Annotated in this window: 15 protein-coding genes, 8 tRNA genes, 3 rRNA genes and 1 other annotated feature; of the genes, 25 read left to right on the plus strand and 1 reads right to left on the minus strand. The window is 39.5% G+C overall.

The window, feature by feature from the left end:
• Positions 1 to 4: 4 nt before the first annotated feature.
• The 16 genes from AC3B6D_RS06750 (at position 5) to AC3B6D_RS06825 (ending at position 11,563) form a co-directional block, all read left to right on the plus strand.
• Positions 5 to 460 (plus strand): Fur family transcriptional regulator, encoded by a 456-nt coding sequence (locus tag AC3B6D_RS06750; RefSeq protein WP_489758315.1) that lies wholly within the window; start codon positions 5 to 7, stop codon positions 458 to 460.
• 273 nt (positions 461 to 733) lie between these two features.
• Positions 734 to 2,300 (plus strand): 16S ribosomal RNA (locus tag AC3B6D_RS06755).
• A 97-nt stretch (positions 2,301 to 2,397) separates the two neighbouring features.
• Positions 2,398 to 2,471 (plus strand) — tRNA-Ile (locus AC3B6D_RS06760).
• A 12-nt stretch (positions 2,472 to 2,483) separates the two neighbouring features.
• A tRNA-Ala gene (locus tag AC3B6D_RS06765) sits at positions 2,484 to 2,556 on the plus strand.
• Between the two features lie 102 nt (positions 2,557 to 2,658).
• Positions 2,659 to 5,575 (plus strand): 23S ribosomal RNA (locus AC3B6D_RS06770).
• Between the two features lie 73 nt (positions 5,576 to 5,648).
• Positions 5,649 to 5,765, plus strand: a 5S ribosomal RNA gene (gene rrf, locus AC3B6D_RS06775).
• The 16S, 23S and 5S rRNA genes sit together here with 8 tRNA genes alongside, the layout of an rRNA operon.
• 9 nt (positions 5,766 to 5,774) lie before the next feature.
• Positions 5,775 to 5,847, plus strand: a tRNA-Asn gene (locus AC3B6D_RS06780).
• 9 nt (positions 5,848 to 5,856) lie between these two features.
• Positions 5,857 to 5,947, plus strand: a tRNA-Ser gene (locus AC3B6D_RS06785).
• Positions 5,948 to 5,960: 13 nt separating this feature from the next.
• Positions 5,961 to 6,032 (plus strand) — tRNA-Glu (locus AC3B6D_RS06790).
• A gap of 5 nt (positions 6,033 to 6,037) precedes the next feature.
• Positions 6,038 to 6,110: transfer RNA gene (locus AC3B6D_RS06795), tRNA-Val, on the plus strand.
• 28 nt (positions 6,111 to 6,138) lie between these two features.
• Positions 6,139 to 6,210, plus strand: a tRNA-Glu gene (locus AC3B6D_RS06800).
• Positions 6,211 to 6,215: 5 nt separating this feature from the next.
• Positions 6,216 to 6,288, plus strand: a tRNA-Val gene (locus AC3B6D_RS06805).
• Positions 6,289 to 6,411: 123 nt separating this feature from the next.
• A complete protein-coding gene (locus tag AC3B6D_RS06810; protein WP_489775241.1) occupies positions 6,412 to 6,573 on the plus strand; it encodes a helix-turn-helix transcriptional regulator in 162 nt (53 codons plus the stop codon).
• 991 nt (positions 6,574 to 7,564) lie between these two features.
• A complete protein-coding gene (locus AC3B6D_RS06815) occupies positions 7,565 to 8,740 on the plus strand; it encodes a class I SAM-dependent methyltransferase (protein ID WP_489775242.1) in 1,176 nt (391 codons plus the stop codon).
• Positions 8,741 to 8,847: 107 nt separating this feature from the next.
• Positions 8,848 to 10,047 carry a methionine adenosyltransferase gene (gene metK / locus AC3B6D_RS06820; RefSeq protein ID WP_489769650.1) on the plus strand — a complete coding sequence of 400 codons (1,200 nt, stop codon included), beginning with the start codon at positions 8,848 to 8,850 and terminating at the stop codon, positions 10,045 to 10,047.
• A gap of 7 nt (positions 10,048 to 10,054) precedes the next feature.
• Positions 10,055 to 11,563: an MDR family MFS transporter gene (locus AC3B6D_RS06825; protein ID WP_489775243.1), complete on the plus strand. Its 1,509-nt coding sequence runs from the start codon at positions 10,055 to 10,057 to the stop codon at positions 11,561 to 11,563.
• Here AC3B6D_RS06825 and AC3B6D_RS06830 read toward each other — a convergent pair.
• Entirely contained in the window at positions 11,493 to 12,119 is a 627-nt protein-coding gene (locus tag AC3B6D_RS06830; protein WP_489775244.1) for a phosphatase PAP2 family protein, read from the minus strand. The two genes, AC3B6D_RS06825 and AC3B6D_RS06830, sit on opposite strands and share 71 nt — an antisense overlap.
• A gap of 177 nt (positions 12,120 to 12,296) precedes the next feature.
• Here AC3B6D_RS06830 and AC3B6D_RS06835 point away from each other — a divergent pair, with 177 nt between their 5' ends.
• The 9 genes from AC3B6D_RS06835 to AC3B6D_RS06875 all read left to right on the plus strand — a co-directional run bounded on the left by AC3B6D_RS06835 (position 12,297) and on the right by AC3B6D_RS06875 (position 21,894).
• Positions 12,297 to 13,403 (plus strand): glucosaminidase domain-containing protein, encoded by a 1,107-nt coding sequence (locus AC3B6D_RS06835; RefSeq protein ID WP_489775245.1) that lies wholly within the window; start codon positions 12,297 to 12,299, stop codon positions 13,401 to 13,403.
• A 42-nt stretch (positions 13,404 to 13,445) separates the two neighbouring features.
• Positions 13,446 to 13,653, plus strand: a binding site (T-box leader).
• A gap of 36 nt (positions 13,654 to 13,689) precedes the next feature.
• Complete coding sequence (gene leuS, locus AC3B6D_RS06840; protein WP_489757727.1) at positions 13,690 to 16,110, plus strand: leucine--tRNA ligase; 2,421 nt, start codon at positions 13,690 to 13,692, stop codon at positions 16,108 to 16,110.
• A gap of 31 nt (positions 16,111 to 16,141) precedes the next feature.
• Positions 16,142 to 17,806 carry a putative polysaccharide biosynthesis protein gene (locus tag AC3B6D_RS06845; protein ID WP_489757728.1) on the plus strand — a complete coding sequence of 555 codons (1,665 nt, stop codon included), beginning with the start codon at positions 16,142 to 16,144 and terminating at the stop codon, positions 17,804 to 17,806.
• 219 nt (positions 17,807 to 18,025) lie between these two features.
• Positions 18,026 to 18,520 (plus strand): hypothetical protein, encoded by a 495-nt coding sequence (locus tag AC3B6D_RS06850; RefSeq protein WP_489775246.1) that lies wholly within the window; start codon positions 18,026 to 18,028, stop codon positions 18,518 to 18,520.
• Positions 18,517 to 19,239 (plus strand): GntR family transcriptional regulator, encoded by a 723-nt coding sequence (locus AC3B6D_RS06855; protein WP_489769657.1) that lies wholly within the window; start codon positions 18,517 to 18,519, stop codon positions 19,237 to 19,239. Before AC3B6D_RS06850 ends, AC3B6D_RS06855 begins: the two co-directional genes overlap by 4 nt.
• Positions 19,240 to 19,363: 124 nt before the next feature.
• Positions 19,364 to 19,792, plus strand: coding sequence for a PTS sugar transporter subunit IIA (locus tag AC3B6D_RS06860; protein ID WP_489757731.1), 429 nt, complete (start codon positions 19,364 to 19,366; stop codon positions 19,790 to 19,792).
• A gap of 14 nt (positions 19,793 to 19,806) precedes the next feature.
• Positions 19,807 to 20,280, plus strand: coding sequence for a PTS sugar transporter subunit IIB (locus AC3B6D_RS06865; protein WP_489757732.1), 474 nt, complete (start codon positions 19,807 to 19,809; stop codon positions 20,278 to 20,280).
• Between the two features lie 11 nt (positions 20,281 to 20,291).
• Positions 20,292 to 21,077: a PTS mannose/fructose/sorbose/N-acetylgalactosamine transporter subunit IIC gene (locus tag AC3B6D_RS06870; RefSeq protein ID WP_489757733.1), complete on the plus strand. Its 786-nt coding sequence runs from the start codon at positions 20,292 to 20,294 to the stop codon at positions 21,075 to 21,077.
• The gene (locus AC3B6D_RS06875) at positions 21,067 to 21,894 is read left to right on the plus strand and encodes a PTS system mannose/fructose/sorbose family transporter subunit IID (protein ID WP_489775247.1); all 828 of its coding nucleotides are present in this window, start codon (positions 21,067 to 21,069) and stop codon (positions 21,892 to 21,894) included. The genes AC3B6D_RS06870 and AC3B6D_RS06875 overlap by 11 nt, the downstream gene beginning before the upstream one ends.
• The last annotated feature ends 5 nt before the right edge of the window (positions 21,895 to 21,899 follow it).

Below are 21,899 nucleotides of genomic sequence, written 5' to 3' on the forward strand. Positions count from 1 at the left end.
AAGTTTGGATACTGATCAATTTGAAGAAGAATTTCAGGAACAAGTTCAAGACCTAAGGCAACACAAAGTAAGGATGACTGAACAGAGATTGCTTATTTTGAAATATATGATGACCCATCAAAATCATCCTACAGCGGAAATGGTTTATAACGATCTCAAAGATGAGGTCACTTCCAATGTTAGTATTGCTACTGTCTATAATAATCTCAAGTTTTTGTCTAAAATAACTCCAATTAATGAATTGACCTATGATGATAGGTCAATTCATTTTGATTATTATCACCAAGAACATTTTCATGCAATTTGCCGAATTTGTGGGCAAGTTTACGATATTAATTATCATGATTATGAATCTTTAAAACGGCGGTTAATCAAGGATTCAGGGTTTGAAATAGAAAAAATCGAATTAAATATCCAAGGAATTTGCAAAAAATGTCAAAAAGGGGTTGCAAAAGGGTAAAAAAGTTGATAATATATTTTCTGTTGTCAATGAGTCATGCGCGTCACTGTTAAGCAAATAAAAAAAACAGTTGACAAGCTCATGATAAGATGATAAACTAAATGAGCCGCTTAATCAAGTGGTAATCAACAAAAAGTTAAGTAGATCTTTGAAAACTGAACAAAGTTTCTTTAAAAGCCAAGTGCTGGGTTCTTGAAAAAGAACCTGTCAATTTAAAAGTAATAAAGAAGACAAAGAACGTTAGAGTTCTAAGTCTGAGTCAACAAACTAACAAAAAATGAGAGTTTGATCCTGGCTCAGGACGAACGCTGGCGGCGTGCCTAATACATGCAAGTCGAGCGAGCAGAAGTAACGGAATACCTTCGGGTAGGAAGATATGGACGCGAGCGGCGGATGGGTGAGTAACACGTAGGTAACCTGCCCTTTAGCGGGGGATAACAATTGGAAACAGTTGCTAATACCGCATAAAGTGCTTAATCACATGATTAAGGAATGAAAGACGGTTTCGGCTGTCACTAAAGGATGGACCTGCGGCGTATTAGCTAGTTGGTGAGGTAAAGGCCCACCAAGGCGATGATACGTAGCCGACCTGAGAGGGTAATCGGCCACATTGGGACTGAGACACGGCCCAAACTCCTACGGGAGGCAGCAGTAGGGAATCTTCCACAATGGACGAAAGTCTGATGGAGCAACGCCGCGTGGATGAAGAAGGTTTTCGGATCGTAAAATCCTGTTGTTGAAGAAGAACGTGCTTGAGAGTAACTGCTCAAGTAGTGACGGTATTCAACCAGAAAGTCACGGCTAACTACGTGCCAGCAGCCGCGGTAATACGTAGGTGGCAAGCGTTGTCCGGATTTATTGGGCGTAAAGGGAGCGCAGGCGGTTTGAAAAGTCTGAATGTGAAAGCCCTCAGCTTAACTGAGGAAGTGCATCGGAAACTGTCAAACTTGAGTGCAGAAGAGGAGAGTGGAACTCCATGTGTAGCGGTGAAATGCGTAGATATATGGAAGAACACCAGTGGCGAAGGCGGCTCTCTGGTCTGTAACTGACGCTGAGGCTCGAAAGCATGGGTAGCGAACAGGATTAGATACCCTGGTAGTCCATGCCGTAAACGATGAGTGCTAAGTGTTGGGAGGTTTCCGCCTCTCAGTGCTGCAGCTAACGCATTAAGCACTCCGCCTGGGGAGTACGACCGCAAGGTTGAAACTCAAAGGAATTGACGGGGGCCCGCACAAGCGGTGGAGCATGTGGTTTAATTCGAAGCAACGCGAAGAACCTTACCAGGTCTTGACATCTCCTGAAAGCTGTAGAGATACAGGGTTCCCTTCGGGGACAGGAAGACAGGTGGTGCATGGTTGTCGTCAGCTCGTGTCGTGAGATGTTGGGTTAAGTCCCGCAACGAGCGCAACCCTTGTTACTAGTTGCCAGCATTAAGTTGGGCACTCTAGTGAGACTGCCGGTGACAAACCGGAGGAAGGTGGGGACGACGTCAAATCATCATGCCCCTTATGACCTGGGCTACACACGTGCTACAATGGATGGTACAACGAGAAGCGAACTCGTGAGGGCAAGCAGAACTCTAAAAACCATTCTCAGTTCGGATTGCAGGCTGCAACTCGCCTGTATGAAGTTGGAATCGCTAGTAATCGTGGATCAGCATGCCACGGTGAATACGTTCTCGGGCCTTGTACACACCGCCCGTCACACCATGAGAGTTTGTAATACCCAAAGCCGGTGGGGTAACCCTTCGGGGAGCTAGCCGTCTAAGGTAGGACAAATGATTAGGGTGAAGTCGTAACAAGGTAGCCGTAGGAGAACCTGCGGCTGGATCACCTCCTTTCTAAGGAAAAATAAACGGAAAGCAGTTGGCAAGAAACTTTGTTTAGTTTTGAGAGGTCTACTCTCAGGGCACCAAGAGACAAGCGCGAAAGAAAATCGGGCCTATAGCTCAGCTGGTTAGAGCGCACGCCTGATAAGCGTGAGGTCGATGGTTCAAGTCCATTTAGGCCCATAGAAATAGTACGGGGGTTTAGCTCAGCTGGGAGAGCACCTGCTTTGCAAGCAGGAGGTCATCGGTTCGATCCCGTTAACCTCCATTGACAGGAAACTGTCAAGGACATTAGTACTTTGAAAACTGAATATTATGAGAAGAAAGACACCGAGAATCGAGAGATTCGAAAGTAAGAAGTAATAAGTAAGGTTAAGATAATAAGGGCGCACGGTGGATGCCTAGGTACTAGGAGCCGAAGAAGGACGCAACGAACAGCGAAATGCTCCGGGGAGTTGTAAGTAAACGAAGATCCGGAGATATCCGAATGGGGGAACCCGGCTAAGGTAAAGCTTAGTCACACTGCGACGAAAGTTGTAAGTGAGGAAGACGTGGTGAACTGAAACATCTAAGTAGCCATAGGAAGAGAAAGAAAAATCGATTTCCTGAGTAGCGGCGAGCGAAACGGAAAGAGCCCAAACCAGAGAGCATGCTCTTTGGGGTTGTAGGACTGGGACGTGAGATAGTCGAAGATAGCTGAATCAGTTGGGAAGCTGAACCAGAGATAGTGATAGTCTAGTAGGCGAAATCAGAGACACTCTACCAGTATCCTGAGTACGGCGGGGCACGTGAAACCCCGTCGGAAGCAGGGAGGACCATCTCCCAAGGCTAAATACTCCCTAGTGACCGATAGAGAACAAGTACCGTGAGGGAAAGGTGAAAAGCACCCCGGAAGGGGAGTGAAATAGATCCTGAAACCGTGTGCCTACAAGTAGTCAGAGCTCGTTAAAGAGTGATGGCGTGCCTTTTGTAGAATGAACCGGCGAGTTACGATTGCGTGCGAGGTTAAGTTGAGAAGACGGAGCCGAAGCGAAAGCGAGTCTGAATAGGGCGAAAGAGAGTACGTAGTCGTAGACCCGAAACCAAGTGACCTACCCATGTCCAGGTTGAAGGTGCGGTAAAACGCACTGGAGGACCGAACCCACGTAAGTTGAAAATTGCGGGGATGAGGTGTGGGTAGCGGTGAAATTCCAAACGAACTTGGAGATAGCTGGTTCTCTCCGAAATAGCTTTAGGGCTAGCCTCGGAGAAGAGGATCTTGGAGGTAGAGCACTGTTTGGACTAGGGGCCCAACATGGGTTACTGAATTCAGATAAACTCCGAATGCCAAAGATCTTTCTCCGGGAGTCAGACGGTGAGTGATAAGATCCATCGTCGAAAGGGGAACAGCCCAGATCACCAGTTAAGGTCCCAAAATCCATACTAAGTGGAAAAGGAAGTGGAACTGCACAGACAACTAGGATGTTGGCTTAGAAGCAGCAACTCATTTAAAGAGTGCGTAATAGCTCACTAGTCGAGTGGTTCTGCGCCGAAAATGTACCGGGGCTAAGTATGGTACCGAAACTGTGGATGTGCATCGAAAGATGTACGTGGTAGGAGAGCGTTGTAAGCACGAAGAAGCCAGATCGAGAGGACTGGTGGAGAGCTTAGAAGTGAGAATGCCGGTATGAGTAGCGAAAGACCAGTGAGAATCTGGTCCACCGGATGACTAAGGTTTCCTGGGGAAGGCTCGTCCGCCCAGGGTTAGTCGGGACCTAAGATGAGGCCGAGAGGCGTAATCGATGGAAAACAGGTTGAGATTCCTGTACTGTTCAGTGTTGTTTGAACGATGGAGGGACGCAGGAGATGAATTGTGAGCATGCAGCTGGAAAAGCATGTCTAAGCAGCGAGTCTGGATATGAGTCAAATGCTTATAACCGCGAAGGATGAGTTGTGATAGGGAGCGAAATTAAAGTAGCGAAGCACAATAGTCACACTGCCGAGAAAAGCTTCTAGTGAGACACTGAATACCCGTACCGCAAACCGACACAGGTAGTCAAGGAGAGAATCCTAAGGTGAGCGAGAGAACTATCGTTAAGGAACTCGGCAAAATAGCCCCGTAACTTTGGAAGAAGGGGTGCTGGTGTAAGAGCCAGCCGCAGTGAAAAGGCCCAAACAACTGTTTATCAAAAACACAGGTCTCTGCAAAATCGTAAGATGACGTATAGGGGCTGACGCCTGCCCGGTGCTGGAAGGTTAAGAGGATGAGTTAGACTTCGGTCGAAGCCCAGAATTGAAGCCCCAGTAAACGGCGGCCGTAACTATAACGGTCCTAAGGTAGCGAAATTCCTTGTCGGGTAAGTTCCGACCCGCACGAAAGGCGTAATGATTTGGGCACTGTCTCAACGATAGACTCGGTGAAATTATAATACCCGTGAAGATGCAGGTTACCCGCGACAGGACGGAAAGACCCCATGGAGCTTTACTGTAGCTTGATATTGAGTTTTTGTGTAACATGTACAGGATAGGTAGGAGCCGTAGAGATCGGTACGCTAGTATCGAAGGAGGCGCTGGTGGGATACTACCCTTGTTATATGAAAGCTCTAACCCGCGCCGTTGAAGCACGGCGGGAGACAGTGTCAGGTGGGCAGTTTGACTGGGGCGGTCGCCTCCTAAACAGTAACGGAGGCGCCCAAAGGTTCCCTCAGAATGGTTGGAAATCATTCGTAGAGTGTAAAGGTAGAAGGGAGCTTGACTGCGAGACAGACAAGTCGAGCAGGGACGAAAGTCGGGCTTAATGATCCGGTGGCACCGTATGGAAGGGCCATCGCTCAACGGACAAAAGCTACCCTGGGGATAACAGGCTTATCTCCCCCAAGAGTTCACATCGACGGGGAGGTTTGGCACCTCGATGTCGGCTCATCGCATCCTGGGGCTGTAGTCGGTCCCAAGGGTTGGGCTGTTCGCCCATTAAAGCGGTACGCGAGCTGGGTTCAGAACGTCGTGAGACAGTTCGGTCCCTATCCGTCGCGGGCGTAGGAAATTTGAGAGGATCTGTCCTTAGTACGAGAGGACCGGGATGGACATACCACTGGTGTACCAGTTGTCTTGCCAAAGGCATAGCTGGGTAGCTAAGTATGGAAGGGATAAACGCTGAAAGCATCTAAGTGTGAAACCCACCTCAAGATGAGATTTCCCATTCAGTAATGAAGTAAGACCCCTCAAAGAAGATGAGGTAGATAGGTTGCGAGTGGAAGTGTAGTGATACATGGAGCTGAGCAATACTAATCGGTCGAGGGCTTAACCAAGGGTGTCGAGTAAGAACATAATATTCAGTTTTGAGAGGACTAAGGTTCTTTCAGAAGGTAAGAAGAGAGTAAGTGTGGTGGCGATAGCGAGGAGGAAACACCTGGAATCATGCCGAACACAGAAGTTAAGCTTCTCAGCGCCGAAAGTAGTTGGTGGGAAACTACCTGCGAGGATAGGTCGTTGCCATGCTGCTCTTATTCCGGTTTAGCTCAGTTGGTAGAGCATCTGACTGTTAATCAGGGTGTCGTCAGTTCGAGTCTGACAACCGGAGTTTTTATTTGGAGAGTTGTCCGAGTGGCTGAAGGAGCATGATTGGAAATCATGTATACGGGCTTTTACCTGTATCAAGGGTTCAAATCCCTTACTCTCCGTTAGCTTTTAGCTGACCCGTTGGTCAAGTGGTTAAGACACCGCCCTTTCACGGCGGTAACATGGGTTCAAATCCCGTACGGGTCATTTTTGGAAGATTAGCTCAGTTGGGAGAGCGTCTGCCTTACAAGCAGAGGGTCACAGGTTCGAGCCCTGTATCTTCCATTTTATTTTATAAATAAATATTTGTTCTGACCCGTTGGTCAAGTGGTTAAGACACCGCCCTTTCACGGCGGTAACATGGGTTCAAATCCCGTACGGGTCATTTTTGGAAGATTAGCTCAGTTGGGAGAGCGTCTGCCTTACAAGCAGAGGGTCACAGGTTCGAGCCCTGTATCTTCCATTTTTAATATCTTGGTAAAGCATTGATAATTAATTAATGCTTTTTTTGTGTTTATACTAGGTTTGACTAAAAGTGTTAAAGTTATTTGACATTATGAAGTGGAATACAATATGGAAAATAAGATTGCCAATTTTAAAAAAACAGCGTTATTCACAGGCGCAGTTAGCTGAATTAGCTAATGTTATACGGCAAACTGTTAATGCTATTGAAAATCATAAGTATGATCCGTTGTTGTTGGTTTGGGAGTGGTCATATGTTTTTACATATTGTCACTTGGACCATTAAAAAATGTATACAATCAAAAATGGCACTTCCTAATTAGAAGTGTCATTTTTAATTCAGGTTTATGTTGATAAGCTAGACTATTTTGTTATCTTTGCTTTTATAAGGGAATTTTTCCTTTAGCGTTAGCTTCTTGTTTGCGAGTGGTTTAGTTACTGCTAATTATTAAAATTAGGTCTGGATTACCAGCCAGACTGTACTTTTACTTTCGCAAATATTTTAGCATTAAAATTTAAATGAAGTAATTTAAAAAACTAAAAATTCCTCGCACAATATCTAATTGATAATCACTTAGTTTCAAATGGAACAGGTATTTAACTATTAAAATTATTAAAAAGCAACCTAAATAGCTCACAACTGCTAAGTTGGTTAAATAATGTAGTAAATATAATCCCAATAAAACTACTCCAATACAAAACCCACCGATAAAAATCTGGTGCGAGTTGTTAGTTAGTGTAGTCAATAAAGTAAAGAAATTAATTAAAATAATATTTAAAATAATTTGGGCGGATAAAAAATGAAGTATTGGAAAAACAATGACAATACTACTAAAAATTGGCAGAAAAAAATTCCAGATAAAAGTTGAAACAGAATTATTAGCAATAAATAAGCAAATTAGTAATTCGCATAACCAAAGAATAAAGAGGTAGTGAGGGTACGATTGCAATTTTAACAAATAAGCAATTGCCAGACTGAATACGAAATAAATAAGATTGAAATATTTATTGGCTTTTAAGGGGTGGAAAATATTACTATAAACAACAATCAGAATTGTTAAGATTAACGACACCATACTATTGTGATCATAGTTGGTGGGGTATTTTAAAGTTAAAATCATCGGATAAATTAACAAACTTATGAGATTAGTTGCGGAATTGATTAGTTTCATTGCTGAACTCCTTTATGAAGACTAGTTTAATTTTACTAAATTTGAAGATTATTAGCTAATGGTGTAATGTAGGACTATTGGATTGAGAAATGAGGTCAATAATCTATGTTAGAAAAAACTTTTTATAAAGAGTTATTAAAAAATTCGTTTAATATTCCTCTTAAGGTAACCTATTGGGATGGTAAGACTGAAACTTATGGTACTGGTGATCCCCAAATTCATATTACTATTCATGAAGCTATTCCAATTAAAGAGATTGCAGCTAACGCTTCAATTGCTTTAGGTGAAGCGTATATGGATAAGAAAATTGAAATCGATGGCAGTATCGAAGATTTAATTTTAGCCGCTTATCAAAGTAAAGATAGCTTTTTATACAATAAAAAATTTAAACAATTTGTTTCCAATCGTCAACATTCAGAGAGTAAAAACCAAGAATATGTTCAAGATCATTACGATATTGGTAATGACTTTTATAAACTTTGGTTAGATGAGACGCTAACTTATTCTTGTGCGTATTTTGAACATGAAGATGATGATTTAAAAACTGCACAGTTGAATAAAGTTAATCATATTTTGAAAAAGTTAGATCCTCAACCAGGCAAAACGTTATTAGATATTGGTTGTGGCTGGGGTACTTTAATGCTGACTGCTGCACAAAAATATGATTTAAAGGTTACGGGCATTACTTTAAGTGAAGAACAGTATAAGTATGTGACTGCACAGATTGAAAAATTAGGTCTGCAAGATCGCGCAGAAATCTTATTGACGGACTACCGTGAACTGAAGGGCCGTCAGTGGGATTACATTGTTTCTGTGGGCATGTTTGAACATGTAGGTGAGGAAAACTTGCCAGGTTATTTCCAAGATGTTAGTGATTTCTTAGTTGACAATGGTAAAGCGTTGATTCACGGAATTACGATGCAAACACAACATGGTGGTTCCAATGGCTGGATTGATAAGTGGATTTTCCCAGGTGGGTACATTCCCGGCTTAACAGAAAATATTCAAAATATTATTGGTTCCGGATTGCAAATTGCTGATACTGAAATGTTACGTAGACATTATCAAAAAACCCTTGAAATTTGGGATCATAATTTCCAAGTTAAATTACCAGAAGTCATTGAGATGATGGACGAACGTTTTAGTCGCATGTGGGATTTGTATTTACAAGCTTGTGCTGCTTCCTTCGCTTCCGGACATATTGATGTTGTGCAATATCTGTTAACTAAGGGTCCTTCTGGAACTGGCTTGCCAATGACTCGTGATTATGTTTATAAATAATTAAGTATTAATGTTTTTAAATATGTGATAACATATTTTAGTTAACTAAATTCCCGATGGGGCTATTTAGCTTACCTGTAACCTAAATTCAAGGGGGAAATATTTTTATGGAAAAAGAACGTCATTTCTTTACATCGGAATCTGTTTCAGAAGGACATCCAGATAAAATAGCTGATCAAATTAGTGATGCTATTTTGGATGCTATTTTAGCTAAGGATCCGCAAGCACGGGTTGCTTGTGAGACCACAGTGACCACTGGATTAGTTTTGGTTGCTGGCGAAATATCAACGACCGCTTACGTTGATATGCAAGCTATTGTACGTCAAACGATTCGTGAAATTGGCTATACGGATTCGGCTTACGGTTTTGATGCTGATACTTGTGCCGTGATTATTGCGGTTGATCAACAATCGCCTGATATTGCGCAAGGGGTGGATGACGCCTTAGAAAAAAGAGATTCAGACAACGATACTGATCCGCTAGATCAAATTGGTGCTGGCGATCAAGGCTTGATGTTTGGTTATGCTACCAATGAAACACCAGAGTTTATGCCTTTGCCGATTATCTTGGCTCACAAGTTGGTTTATAAGGTGACTCAGGTCCGCAAACAACATGAATTGACTTATTTACGCCCAGATTCAAAGGCGCAAGTTACTGTCGAATATGATGATAACTGGAAGGCTTTACGGGTTGATACAGTTGTTTTAAGTACGCAGCATGATCCAGATGTCAAGTTAGCTGATTTACGGCAAGATGTGATTGAGAAAGTGATTAAACAAGTTATTCCGGCTGAACTATTGGATGCTGAAACTAAATTCTTTATTAATCCAACTGGACGCTTCGTTTTAGGTGGTCCAAGTAGTGATACTGGATTAACTGGTCGTAAAATTATTGTCGATACCTATGGTGGTTTTGCTCATCATGGTGGTGGAGCCTTCTCTGGCAAAGATGCGACTAAGGTTGATCGTTCGGCTAGTTATGCGGCACGTTATGTGGCTAAGAATTTAGTTGCTGCTGGGGTCGCTGATCAAATTGAAATTCAATTAGCTTATGCGATCGGGGTAGCACGTCCAGTTTCTATTAATGTTAATACCTTTAATACAAGTGATTATAGTGATTCGCAAATTGTGCAAGCTATTCGGGAAGTCTTTGATTTAAGACCAGCCGGGATTATCGAGATGTTAGATCTAAAGCGGCCAATTTATAAGCAAACGGCTGCTTATGGCCATTTTGGGCGCACTGATGTGCAATTGCCATGGGAACAATTAGACAAAGTTACAGCGATTCAGCAAGCTATTCAAAAGTAGGGATATTGTGAATTCAACAGTAAAAAAAACAAACGTTAAGTGGGTCACGGTTGCAGTCTTTGTAGCAACTTTCATGACAGCCGTCGAAGGAACGATTGTTTCGACGGCGATGCCGACAATTATTAGTGATTTACATGGCTTGAAATTAATGAATTGGGTCTTTTCAATCTATTTATTAATGAGCGCGGTCACGACGCCGATTTATGGTAAATTATCTGATCGCTATGGTCGTAAAATTTTATTAAATATTGGCTTATTAATTTTTGTCTTGGGTTCTTTTTTATGTTGTATTTCGCATTCTATGTTGCAACTAATTTTGTCACGGGTTTTACAAGGACTAGGTGCTGGGGCAATTCAGCCGTTGACGTATACCGTTTTAGCTGATATTTATCCGTTAGAAAAAAGGGCCAATATGATTGGCTTAAATGGATCTGCCTGGGGAATTGCCTCAATTGTGGCGCCTTTGTTAGGTGGTTTTATTGTTGAACAACTGTCTTGGCATTGGGTCTTTGCCATTAATATTCCCATTGGTTTAATTACAATTCTCTTGATTCAATTATTTTTGCACGAACCTAAGCGCAGTCAAGCTGTGCGTGAGCCGGTTGATTTTCAAGGTATTATCTTATTAACGTTCGTCTTAGTTTGTTTAATGCTCGGACTACAGAACTTAAATAATGCCCATGCTTGGCTAATCAGTTTAATTTTGTTAGTAGCAGCCGTATTAGGTGTTTTTGTATTTGTGAAGGTCGAACGGCGAAAAGCAGATCCAATTTTGCCGTTAAAATTATTTAGAAATCGTACTTTTGTTGTACAAAATGTGTCGATTCTATTAATTTCTGGTTTTTTGATTGGTTTTGACGCTTATTTGCCAATTTGGATGCAGAGCGTTTTGGGACTGAAGCCGTCGATGGGGGGCTTTGTGGTTACACCTAGTTCGGTAGTTTGGTTATTTGGTTCTTATATTTCTGGTAAAATGATTGCTAAATATCCACCGCATAAAATTACGTTATTTGCACTTAGCTTTCTAGTGGTTGGCTGTGGGTGTTATCTGTTGTTACCGTTAAAAACGGCCTTTGGCATTTTTCTAATTATCTCTGCGGTGGTTGGTTTTGGTTTTGGTTTGTCGATTACAACTTCCACGGTTACTTCGCAAAGTGTAGTCACAGCAGATGAAGTGGGAACGGCCACCAGTTTCAATACGTTAGCTCGTAATTTGGGGCAAACCTTGATGGTTTCCGTCTTTGGAATTGTGATGAACCTAAAAATGGCACAAGGAGTACAACAACATTCAGGTTTAACTTTTAAAATGTTGGATCAAATGATTAATTCTTCGACTGCGCATTTGTTAGCAAAACAATATTTAGCACCAGCTAGACAAATTGTTTATGAAGGCTTGCACTGGATTTTTGTAGTGGGAATTATCATTTTAATTGTGGCAGTTATTCTCAATTTCTTTGACCATAGTGATTATTTGTTAAAGGATTTTCAAAAAAGCCAAGGTAAATCAGCAGAGTAATTCCACTAGCTAAACAGGTACCTGCTAAAACGTCAGAAAAATAATGAACGTGTAAAATGGGACGACTGATAATAATGATGAGGGCAATTACCATTAAAAAAAATGGTAATTGCTTTTTTTTCGTAGTTTGGTAATAGATGAGAATTAAACTCCCAATTAAAGCAGTGGTAGCCATAGCATGACCGCTAGGAAAACTAAAGCCAGTTGCTTGGACGAGATGATTTAAGTTGGGACGAGGTCTGTGAATGAGCGCTTTTAAAACTTGGTTTAATAATAAATTACTTATTACGTTACTAAGCAGAAAAAATCGTTGGCGTTGATTCTTTAAAATGAAGCTAATAAGGATAGTTAGACTAAAGACGACTTTAGGCGCGCCAATAGTGGTAATGTATTTGAAGAAGGTTCGATTATGTTCACTCAAAAAAGCTAAGTGTTGAAAAAACCAGAAATCACAGTGCCGTAATGCTGGCTGATGATGAAATAACATCATTGTCAAAATTAAAAAACAAGAGATAAAGAAAATGCTAAGAAAAAGTAATAGTTTTGATAATTTCATTAATAATCTCCTAAAAAATAATTAATTTTTTGGTAAATCTTACCGGAAAGGGCATTGATTAAGTTCATTGGTGACTATAATTAGCTTGAAGTAGTGGGAAGTTTAACTAATAAATGAGATTGGGACAAAGACCTTAGTATATTTTTATCCCAGTCGCAAATAAAGGGGGTCTGTTTGATGAAAAAACATTTAAGAAGATCAGTTAAACTAGTTGCAATTAGTTGCCTAAGTTGTTTAACTGCATTAAATGCTTTAAAGCATAGTAGTGTGACAAGTTATGCTGATAGTTTTGATCAAGTGACAATTAACGTCAATGATGCTGATAACTTAGAAAATGTGGTCACATCGTCCGGATATGGGGATCAAACATTTTTAAATTATTTGGGTTTATCGGCGCAAAAGTTAGCCAATAATAATGATCTTTATGCTTCAGTTATGTTAGCCCAAGCACTCTTAGAAAGCGGTTGGGGAACAAGTACTTTAGCCCAGGCACCTAATTATAACTTGTTTGGCGTTAAAGGCAGTTTTCAAGGATCAGCGGTTAATATGGCCACGCAAGAAGATGATGGCAGTGGTAATTTGTACGGTATTCAAGCTAATTTTCGCAAGTATCCCTCCTATCGTGAGTCCTTAGAAGACTACGTTCGTTTACTGCGCGATAATGGCATGTATTCTGGAGCTTGGCGTAGTAAAACTAGTTCCTATAAAGATGCTACTAGCTTTTTAACGGGGCGTTATGCCACGGATACATCATATGCCGATAAATTGAACAGTTTGATTGAAAAGTATAATCTAACGCGGTTTGATCAACCAGTTGATGCTACTAAACCAAGTGTCAATGACATTGTAGTCAATAATGTTAGTTTAGTCACAAATGATGTGAACCATAATTCTACAAGGAATACTTATCAAAATCAACAAGCCCCGGTAATTGTGAGAAATAAATTTCAAAATCCAGCAGCTGATGCTTCAGCTACTAGCGAAACACAAACGCCGGCTTTACCGGTTATTGTTAATAATTCCCTGAATGAATTAATTAATACCAACAAGGAAATATTGCAAGCTCCTAGTACTAAACCAAGCAATCGGCCTAAGGATGCAAAAAATGAAACTGATTTTTCACGGACAATTCCTAGTGGAGATCATGCTGATCCAGCTGCTGTTATTAAAAAAGCACCAGTTGTGCAGGCTAAAGCAGTTTCTAATACTAAGTCAACCCAAGCTACTGATAATTCAATTCAAGTTTCGCCACAGGAAGCTGCAACTGAAAATTCGTCAGACTAGTTGCAATTAGCGTGATTTTTATTTATAATATGCGTCAGATTAGTTTTTACCAAAGGAATAGTAATTGAAAAATTGATTATCAGAGAGTGGAAGGTTAGTGTGATTTCACAGATATTTTTTAATGAACTCATCTTTGGAGTTTGATTACTGAACTAATAGTAAGTAGTCACGGGGTATCGTTAAATACTTGAGAGTTATATAGTTAATATATAAAACTTAGGTGGTACCGCGGGTAAATTTCGTCCTATTGCAAGAGCAATGGGACTTTTTTTGTAGGAGGGTAATTATGGGTTATAATCACAACGTTATTGAAAAAAAATGGCAAGCCTATTGGGCCGAACATAAGACGTTTAAAACAACAGAAGATCCAAATAAGAAAAACTTTTACGCGTTAGACATGTTTCCTTATCCATCCGGTAAAGGATTACATGTTGGGCATCCAGAAGGATATACCGCGACCGATATTATTGCCCGGATGAAGCGGATGCAAGGCTATAATGTCTTACATCCCATGGGGTGGGATGCATTTGGCTTACCCGCTGAACAATATGCGCTGAAAACTGGACATAATCCCATTGATTTTACGCAACAAAATATTGATACATTTAAGCGGCAGATTAATTCGCTAGGTTTTTCTTACGATTGGGAGCGCGAAATTAATACTACTGATCCCAATTATTATAAATGGACACAGTGGATCTTTGAACAATTGTATAAACGAGGGTTAGCTTATGAAGCCAAAGTTCCTGTTAATTGGAGTCCGGATTTAGGTACAGTAGTCGCTAATGAGGAGATTGTCAACGGCAAAACTGAACGTGGTGGTTTTCCAGTTTACCGTAAGCCAATGCGACAATGGATGCTCAAAATTACGGCTTATGCGGATCGTTTATTGGATGATTTAGATTTAATCGATTGGCCCGAAAATATTAAGGAAATGCAGCGCAATTGGATTGGCCGGTCAGTCGGTGCTGAAGTTAAGTTTGAGATTGCCGATCATGATTTAACATTTAATGTCTTTACGACACGGCCAGATACGTTATTTGGCGCTACTTATGTAGTCATGGCTCCAGAGCATGAACTAGTGGATCAAATTACTACCCCACAACAAAAAGCACAAGTTCAACAATATCAGGAAACAACTGCTAAAAAGAGTGATCTGGATCGGACCGATTTAAATACTGAAAAAACAGGTGCTTTCACAGGCGCTTACGCTATTAATCCGATTAATGGCGATCGGTTACCAATTTGGATCTCTGATTATGTCTTGGCTAGCTACGGGACGGGTGCTATCATGGCTGTTCCAGCACATGATGACCGAGATTTCGAATTTGCTAAAATGTTTGACTTACCAATTAAAGCAGTCATTGCGGGTGGTGATGTCAGTGATCATGCTTATACAGGTGATGGTGAACATATTAATTCGGAGTTTTTAAATGGTTTAAATAAACAGCAGGCAATTGATAAGGTTTTGGCGTGGTTAGAAGATCATCAGGTTGGCCAAAAGAAAGTTAATTACCGCTTGCGAGATTGGGTCTTTTCACGGCAACGTTACTGGGGTGAACCCATTCCAATTATTCATTGGGAAGATGGAACCACGAGTTTAGTTCCTGAAGATGAATTACCATTACGTTTGCCAGCAGAACATGATATTAAACCTTCAGGTACGATTGAAAGTCCGTTGGCTAACTTGACTGACTGGGTCAATGTGGTTGATAAAAATGGCCGCAAAGGTCGGCGGGAAACCAATACAATGCCACAATGGGCTGGTAGTTCTTGGTATTTCTTGCGTTATGTAGATCCACATAATGATGAAGCAATCGCTGATTATGAAAAATTAAAACAGTGGATGCCCGTTGATTTATACGTCGGTGGAGCCGAACATGCTGTGCTGCATTTACTGTATGCAAGATTTTGGCATAAGTTCTTATACGATTTAGGTGTTGTACCGACACCAGAACCGTTCCAAAAATTATTTAATCAAGGAATGATTTTGGGTAATAATCACGAAAAAATGTCGAAGTCCAAAGGCAACGTTATTAATCCTGATGATGTTGTCGATGAATATGGTGCTGATACGTTACGTCTTTACGAAATGTTTATGGGACCGTTAGATGCTTCCATTTCTTGGAGTGAAGATGGCTTAGCTGGTTCTTATCGTTTCTTAGAGCGGGTTTGGCGCTTATATATTAATGCAGATGATGACAACACTTTGCGGACTGATTTTATTACCGAGCAGCCGAATGCTGATTTGAAAAAGATTTATAGTGAAACTGTGAAACAAGTTAGTGATCATTATGAAAAGTTACAATTTAATACGGCAATTTCGCAAATGATGACTTTTGTCAACGCTGTGCAAAAGCAAGATCAGTTTCCAAAGGATTACGCTGAAGGTTTAATTAAAATGTTAGCCCCAATCGTACCGCATATTGCTGAAGAAATTTGGCAAAAATTAGGTCATGATGAATCCATCACTTATGCTCAATGGCCAACTTACAATGAAGAAGATCTAGTTAGTGCTGAAGTCGAAGTTATTTTGCAAGTTAATGGTAAGTTAAGAAATAAGATTACGGTGCCAGTTGATATTTCCAAAGCTGATTTAGAACAAAGAGCATTAGCTGATGAAAAGACACAATCATTTATTGCTGATAAAAAGATTGTAAAAACCATTGTGGTTCCGCAAAAAATTGTGAATTTTGTGGTAAAATAATAATTCATCAATTTTAGAGAGGATCAATTTGATGGATCAAGATGTCGAAGAGAATACAGTGACAACTGCGGTAACTGGTGGCAAAAATGATTTAATTAAGGGTTCAGCTTGGATGACGGCGGGAAGTATTTTTTCGCGAGTCTTGGGTGCTATTTATATCATTCCGTGGAATATGTGGTTTGGTTCCGTTTTAACGGCTACCTTGGCCAATGCCCTATTTGCTAAGGGCTATAATATCTATAGTCTATTTTTGATAATTTCGACGGCGGGTATTCCCGGGGCAATTTCCAAACAAATTGCGCATTACAATGCTTTAAACGAGTATGCGGCGGGAAACCAGTTATTTAAACAAGGCATCAAAATCATGGCTTGGATGGGCATAATTAGTGCAGCGCTGATGTATTTTGGCGCACCGCTTTTGAGTGATTGGTTTGCTGATGGCAATGCCAATGCCATTCCAGTTTTAAGAGCCTTGGCGATTGCGTTATTAATCATTCCGTTGATGAGTCTCATGCGGGGCTATTTTCAAGGCTATTCACAAATGGCACCTTCAGCGGTTTCTCAATTAATTGAGCAAGTGGCGCGCGTAATTTATATGTTAGCGGCAACGTATTTAATTATGAAGGTGCAAAAGGGCAGTTATGTTAGTGCCGTAACGCAATCGACCTTTGCGGCTTTCATTGGTGCGGTCTTTGGTTTAGGAGTGTTGGTAATTTACTTTTTAAAACAATTACCGCAAATTCGCCGTCTATCACGACAAAGTAAATTTGAAATTGATACACGTCATCAGAATTTTTTTGGAGAAATTATTCGCCAAGCAGTTCCTTTTATTATTCTGGATTCTGGCATTATCTTATTCCAATTATTTGATCAGTCGACGTTTAATTCAATGATGTCGTCGTTTCAACATTTTAGTAAAGACACATTGAATGCCATGTATGCTCTATTTGCCTTTAATGCAAATAAATTAATTATGATTGTGGTTTCTTTATCAACAGCGATGGCTGTTACTGCGATCCCCTTATTGTCAGCAGCTTATTCGCGTCATAACCAAAGAGAAATTCAAGATCAAATTGGTAATATCTTACAATTGTTTTTCTTAGTTATGTTACCGGCAGCTTTAGGCATGTATGCAGTAGCTAAGCCTTTGTATATTTTGTTTTATCGATATGATCAGTTGGGGATTTACTTGTTACAATTTAGTTGTGTAGTAGCTATCTTGTTGGGGCTATTTACGGTTTTGTCAGCTATTTTACAAGGACTATATCAAAATAAAATGGCGATTAAATATTTTGTGATTGGTTTTATTGTTAAAATGCTTGTACAATATCCATGTATTTTAATTTTTAGTAGTTTTGGGCCCTTAATGGCGACTGCTATTGGCATGGCGGTCACGTGTTGGCTGATGTTGCGATTATTGTGTGTGAAATTTGAGTTTAAATTACAGCCGACCATTAACCGTACTTGTGGCATTTTTATGTTAACAGTTGTGATGTTAGTAGCCATTTTAATCTTGGATTTTGTTGCATATCATTTGGTGAATAATCAAGGTCGTCCGTGGGCTATTGTGTTATTATGCCTGGAAGTTGTATTAGGTGTTGGGATCTATGGTTATTTAATTTTAAAATCGCACTTAGCGGAGAAGATTTTAGGCTCCAAAGTTGCTAATTTACGGCAAAAATTGCATATCAATTAATCTGTTTTAAAAAACAATAAGGTTGGAACGCAATAATGAATTAATGTTCGTTTACTTCTAGATAGAATACGATCATTAATCTTATTGTTCCAACCTTATTTTTTTGCTATTACAAGTTGATTAGAATCAGAAACAGTGGCTGAAAGTCTGAATAATTAGCGATTAAACGGTGGTATATAATATGTTAGTAATAAGCAATTTACCAAGCATGGAACGCTATTGATAGAATGGTCTGAAAATAATATGGAAGTAATTGATTTAAAAAAATATACGACTCCTCTTCAAAAAGTTAAGCAGCATCCAAAGTTGATTAACGTACAAGAAGTCGCAGAATCAGGTTTTTATAATACAATGTTTGCACAAAAAATAGGCCGCTTAAGAAAGCGCGTCTTCGTTTTGTTAGAACAACAGCAACCAACTGCCATTATCACTTCCTTAATTCCCAACCGCTTTTTACCACAATTGGATCAAAGTGATTTAATGGATTTGGAAAATCTAGTAGATTATCAATGTCAGGTTAATCAAATCACTCAAAATGTGATGTTGACATGGACTAATGAACAGGAACGTAAATTGTTCAAACAAGAAGTTGACCGCTTACAAGTTTTGGTAGAAAAAGCAATTTTTCGTAACAATCAAGGAACGATTATTCGCTCGGAAGAAACAGTGCTGTTGCCGGACCAATTTATTTTTCAAAAAGGAGAAGGAGATTGAAGACCTATTTGTATATTGAAGCTAAGGAAAAAATTCTCAATTTAATTACTAGTGGGACTTTTAAATTTAATGAACGGATTTGGAATGAACGAACTTTAGTTAGTCAATTAGGTTACAGTCGTACAACTATTAAAAATGCGATTAATTCATTAGTGGCTGATAATATTTTGGAAAAAAGGCGCGGTGATGGGACGTATTTAGTGGAAGTGGGCACTAACAATTTGGTGAAAATTGGTGATGATGCGCCCAATTCGTTTACACAAATTATGCGTATTAATAAAAGAAATACTACTAGTCGTGTTTGGTCATTTAAAGCCATTTATCATTCTCCAAAATTGCAATTGATTTTTGATAATAAATATGAAGATTTTTACGAGTTAATTCGGACTAGAATGGTGTCACAACAAGTAATCGCCTTTCAAAAATCTTATATTCCGTTTAGAGAATTTGAAGATGCCCATCGCTATGATTTTGGAAAATTGTCGTTGTATGATTATATGGCTTTTAGAAATAAAAAGCCAATTATGTTTCATACGATTTTTCAGGCCCAATCTGTTGAAAAAGCGCCCTTTGTTGCGGAGCAGTTGAAGTTAGCCGAAGAGCGTTATTTGCTTTATTTTGAATATCAAGGTTTTACTAAAAGAAAAAAATTAGTTGAATATACACAGTCATGGTATAATCCTAATTTTATTAATTATAAAAATACAATTCAGAGATGATTGGTCCCTAAATTGGTTTTAAAAATGAGGTCATTTTAAGAAATGGTCTTTTTTTTATTGCCTGAATTTGAAAATAGCTCTAGATTTAATAAATGAAGATATGGCTATAAAGAAGGTGAAAACTGTGGAAATAGTACTGGCAAGTCATTCAACTTTGGCGTTAGGAATGTATCAAACGGTGTCATTAATTATGGGGCAACAGCCGAAATTACATTATATTACAGCTTATGTTGATGACAATCTTAGTTTTCAGGAGCAATTATTGAAAACCATCACGCCCATAAAGAATGAACAAATTATTTTCTTAACTGATGTGTTAGGAGGATCTGTGAATAATGAGTTAGTTCAATTTGTGCAAGGAGAAGATAACTACTTTTTGATTACCGGAATGAACTTGCCCTTGGTCTTGGAACTGATCAATTACGTTAATGTAACTAGTCAAGTTGATGCGGTCACATTAATGCAAAAATTACAGGAATTAGTTGCCATGGGCAAGGATGGTTTACAGATCGTTATGGATGTCGCAGATTCCGTCGAGGATGAAGATTTTTAAGGAGAAACGAGAATATGATTGTAATGACTAGAATTGATTACCGTTTGTTACACGGCCAGGTGGCTTTTGCTTGGACCAATAATTTGTCTGCGAATGCGATTTTGATTGCTAATGATGCAGTAGCACAAGATACTTTTCGCAAAAAAACTTTACAATTAGCCAAACCAGCTAGTGCTAAATTGATTTTTAAATCAATTGCAGATTCTGCCAAAGCAATTAAGAGTGGTGTGACGGATAAATATCGAGTGTTTATTATCGTGGAGACAATTAATGACGCTTATCGCTTAGCTAAGTTAACACCAGATATCAAATTAATTGATTTAGGTTTAGCTAATAAAACAGAAAATAGTCAAAGTATCGCTAAATCAGTCTATGTAACGGCAGCTGATGTGAGACAGTTAACGGATTTAGAAAATAACGGTGTTAAAGTGGTAGTTAAGCAGGCACCTAATGATCCGGACACTGAATTTTCAGCTTTAATTAAGTAAAGGAGAAGGTAATGATATTACAAGTTATCGGCATTTTCATTATTTCCTTAATTGCTAATATGCAAGATTTTTTGGGATCATCTTTTATTGGACGGCCAATTGTAACCGGTTTTTTGGTAGGCGTTTTGTTTGGTGATATTAAGCAAGGACTATTGATGGGAGCTACTTTAGAGTTAGCTTTTATGGGCTTAATGGGAGTTGGAGCAACTGTCCCGCCAGATGAAATTATTGGAGGAATTTTGGCAACAGCCCTGGCTTTAAAAAATGGTTACGGCGTGAGTGTTGCCTTGACATTGGTTTTACCAATTGCCACTTTGGGTTTACTAGTTAAGAATTTGTTGTACGTTGTCGTCTTTCCAGCCATGACACACAAAGCTGATCACTTAAGTGATGAAGGTAAAATCAAGGCTGCAGGCAACATGCATCTCTGGGCTGCCTTGACCAGAATTTTAGTTATGACTTTAGTGACAACGATTTCTTTTGCTTTGGGTAGTGGCTTAGTTAAAGCATTCGTACAAATTATTCCGAAAGCTTTAATCGACGGAATCACGATTACAACTGAAATTTTACCGGCAGTAGGTTTTGCAATGCTTATCAATATGTCATTTTCCAAAAGTGTTGCGCCCTTCTTTTTCTTAGGTTTTGTCTGTTCCGCGTATCTAAAATTAGATATGGTTGCGGCATCGATTATCGGAGCCATTTTTGCCGGAATAATGTACTTAATAATGAATGAAATTCATAAAAATTCAACGACTAGTGCGAATACGCAGACGGAGGTACAAGAGGATGACTTCTAAGTCTCAAGAGCAAAAAAAGTTAACTAATAAAGATTTACGTGGCATTTTTTGGCGCAGTATGCCCATGGAAGCGTCGTTTAACTATGAGCGGATGATGAGTATGGGCTTTGCTTATACGATGTCTGGAATTATTGATAAGTTATATGATCGTGTTGAAGATAAAACTGCTGCCTTAAAACGGCACCTAGAATTTTTTAACTGTACTTCAGCAACTTCGCCGTTTATTGCTGGTGTCTTGGCATCGATGGAAGAAAAAAATGCCAATGATCCTGAGTTTGATCCGAGTGCTATTAACGCTATGAAAACTGGATTAATGGGTCCTTTATCTGGCATTGGTGATTCTGTTTTCTGGGGTAGCTTGAAAATTATCGCTAGTGGAATTGGCATTTCTTTAGCGCAAAAAGGCAGTGTTTTGGGACCCATATTATTTATTCTAATTTATAATATTCCCAATTTATTAGTTCGCTACTATGGAACGATGTGGGGCTATCAATTAGGCAGTGCTTTTGTGGATAAAATGGCCAATGGTCTCATGAATATGATTACTTACGCCATTAATATTTTAGGTAATACGGTGATTGGGGCCATGGTGGCTTCCATGGTGGTCATTAAAATTCCGGTAGCAATTAGTGCAGGTAAGCATCCTGAAACAATTCAATCGGTTTTAAATTCAATTATGCCGGACTTAATGCCATTGCTGGTTACCTTCTTTATTGCCTGGCTGTTAAAGAAAAAGCATATTAAAATGATTTGGATTTTATTAACAATTCTAGTCATTAGTGTTGTCGGTGCATTCTTTGGCTTCTTGAAGCCTTAGTTAAA

The organism is Bombilactobacillus sp. ESL1097 (assembly GCF_058107205.1).

Bases quoted from the DNA above. Each gene is read 5' to 3' on its own strand.
- AC3B6D_RS06815 (WP_489775242.1), top strand. From the start codon at position 7,565: ATGTTAGAAAAAACTTTTTATAAAGAGTTATTAAAAAATTCGTTTAAT.
- metK (WP_489769650.1), top strand. From the start codon at position 8,848: ATGGAAAAAGAACGTCATTTCTTTACATCGGAATCTGTTTCAGAAGGA.
- AC3B6D_RS06865 (WP_489757732.1), top strand. From the start codon at position 19,807: ATGATTGTAATGACTAGAATTGATTACCGTTTGTTACACGGCCAGGTG.
- AC3B6D_RS06845 (WP_489757728.1), top strand. From the start codon at position 16,142: ATGGATCAAGATGTCGAAGAGAATACAGTGACAACTGCGGTAACTGGT.
- AC3B6D_RS06875 (WP_489775247.1), top strand. From the start codon at position 21,067: ATGACTTCTAAGTCTCAAGAGCAAAAAAAGTTAACTAATAAAGATTTA.
- AC3B6D_RS06830 (WP_489775244.1), bottom strand. From the start codon at position 12,119: ATGAAATTATCAAAACTATTACTTTTTCTTAGCATTTTCTTTATCTCT.
- leuS (WP_489757727.1), top strand. From the start codon at position 13,690: ATGGGTTATAATCACAACGTTATTGAAAAAAAATGGCAAGCCTATTGG.
- AC3B6D_RS06870 (WP_489757733.1), top strand. From the start codon at position 20,292: ATGATATTACAAGTTATCGGCATTTTCATTATTTCCTTAATTGCTAAT.
- AC3B6D_RS06835 (WP_489775245.1), top strand. From the start codon at position 12,297: ATGAAAAAACATTTAAGAAGATCAGTTAAACTAGTTGCAATTAGTTGC.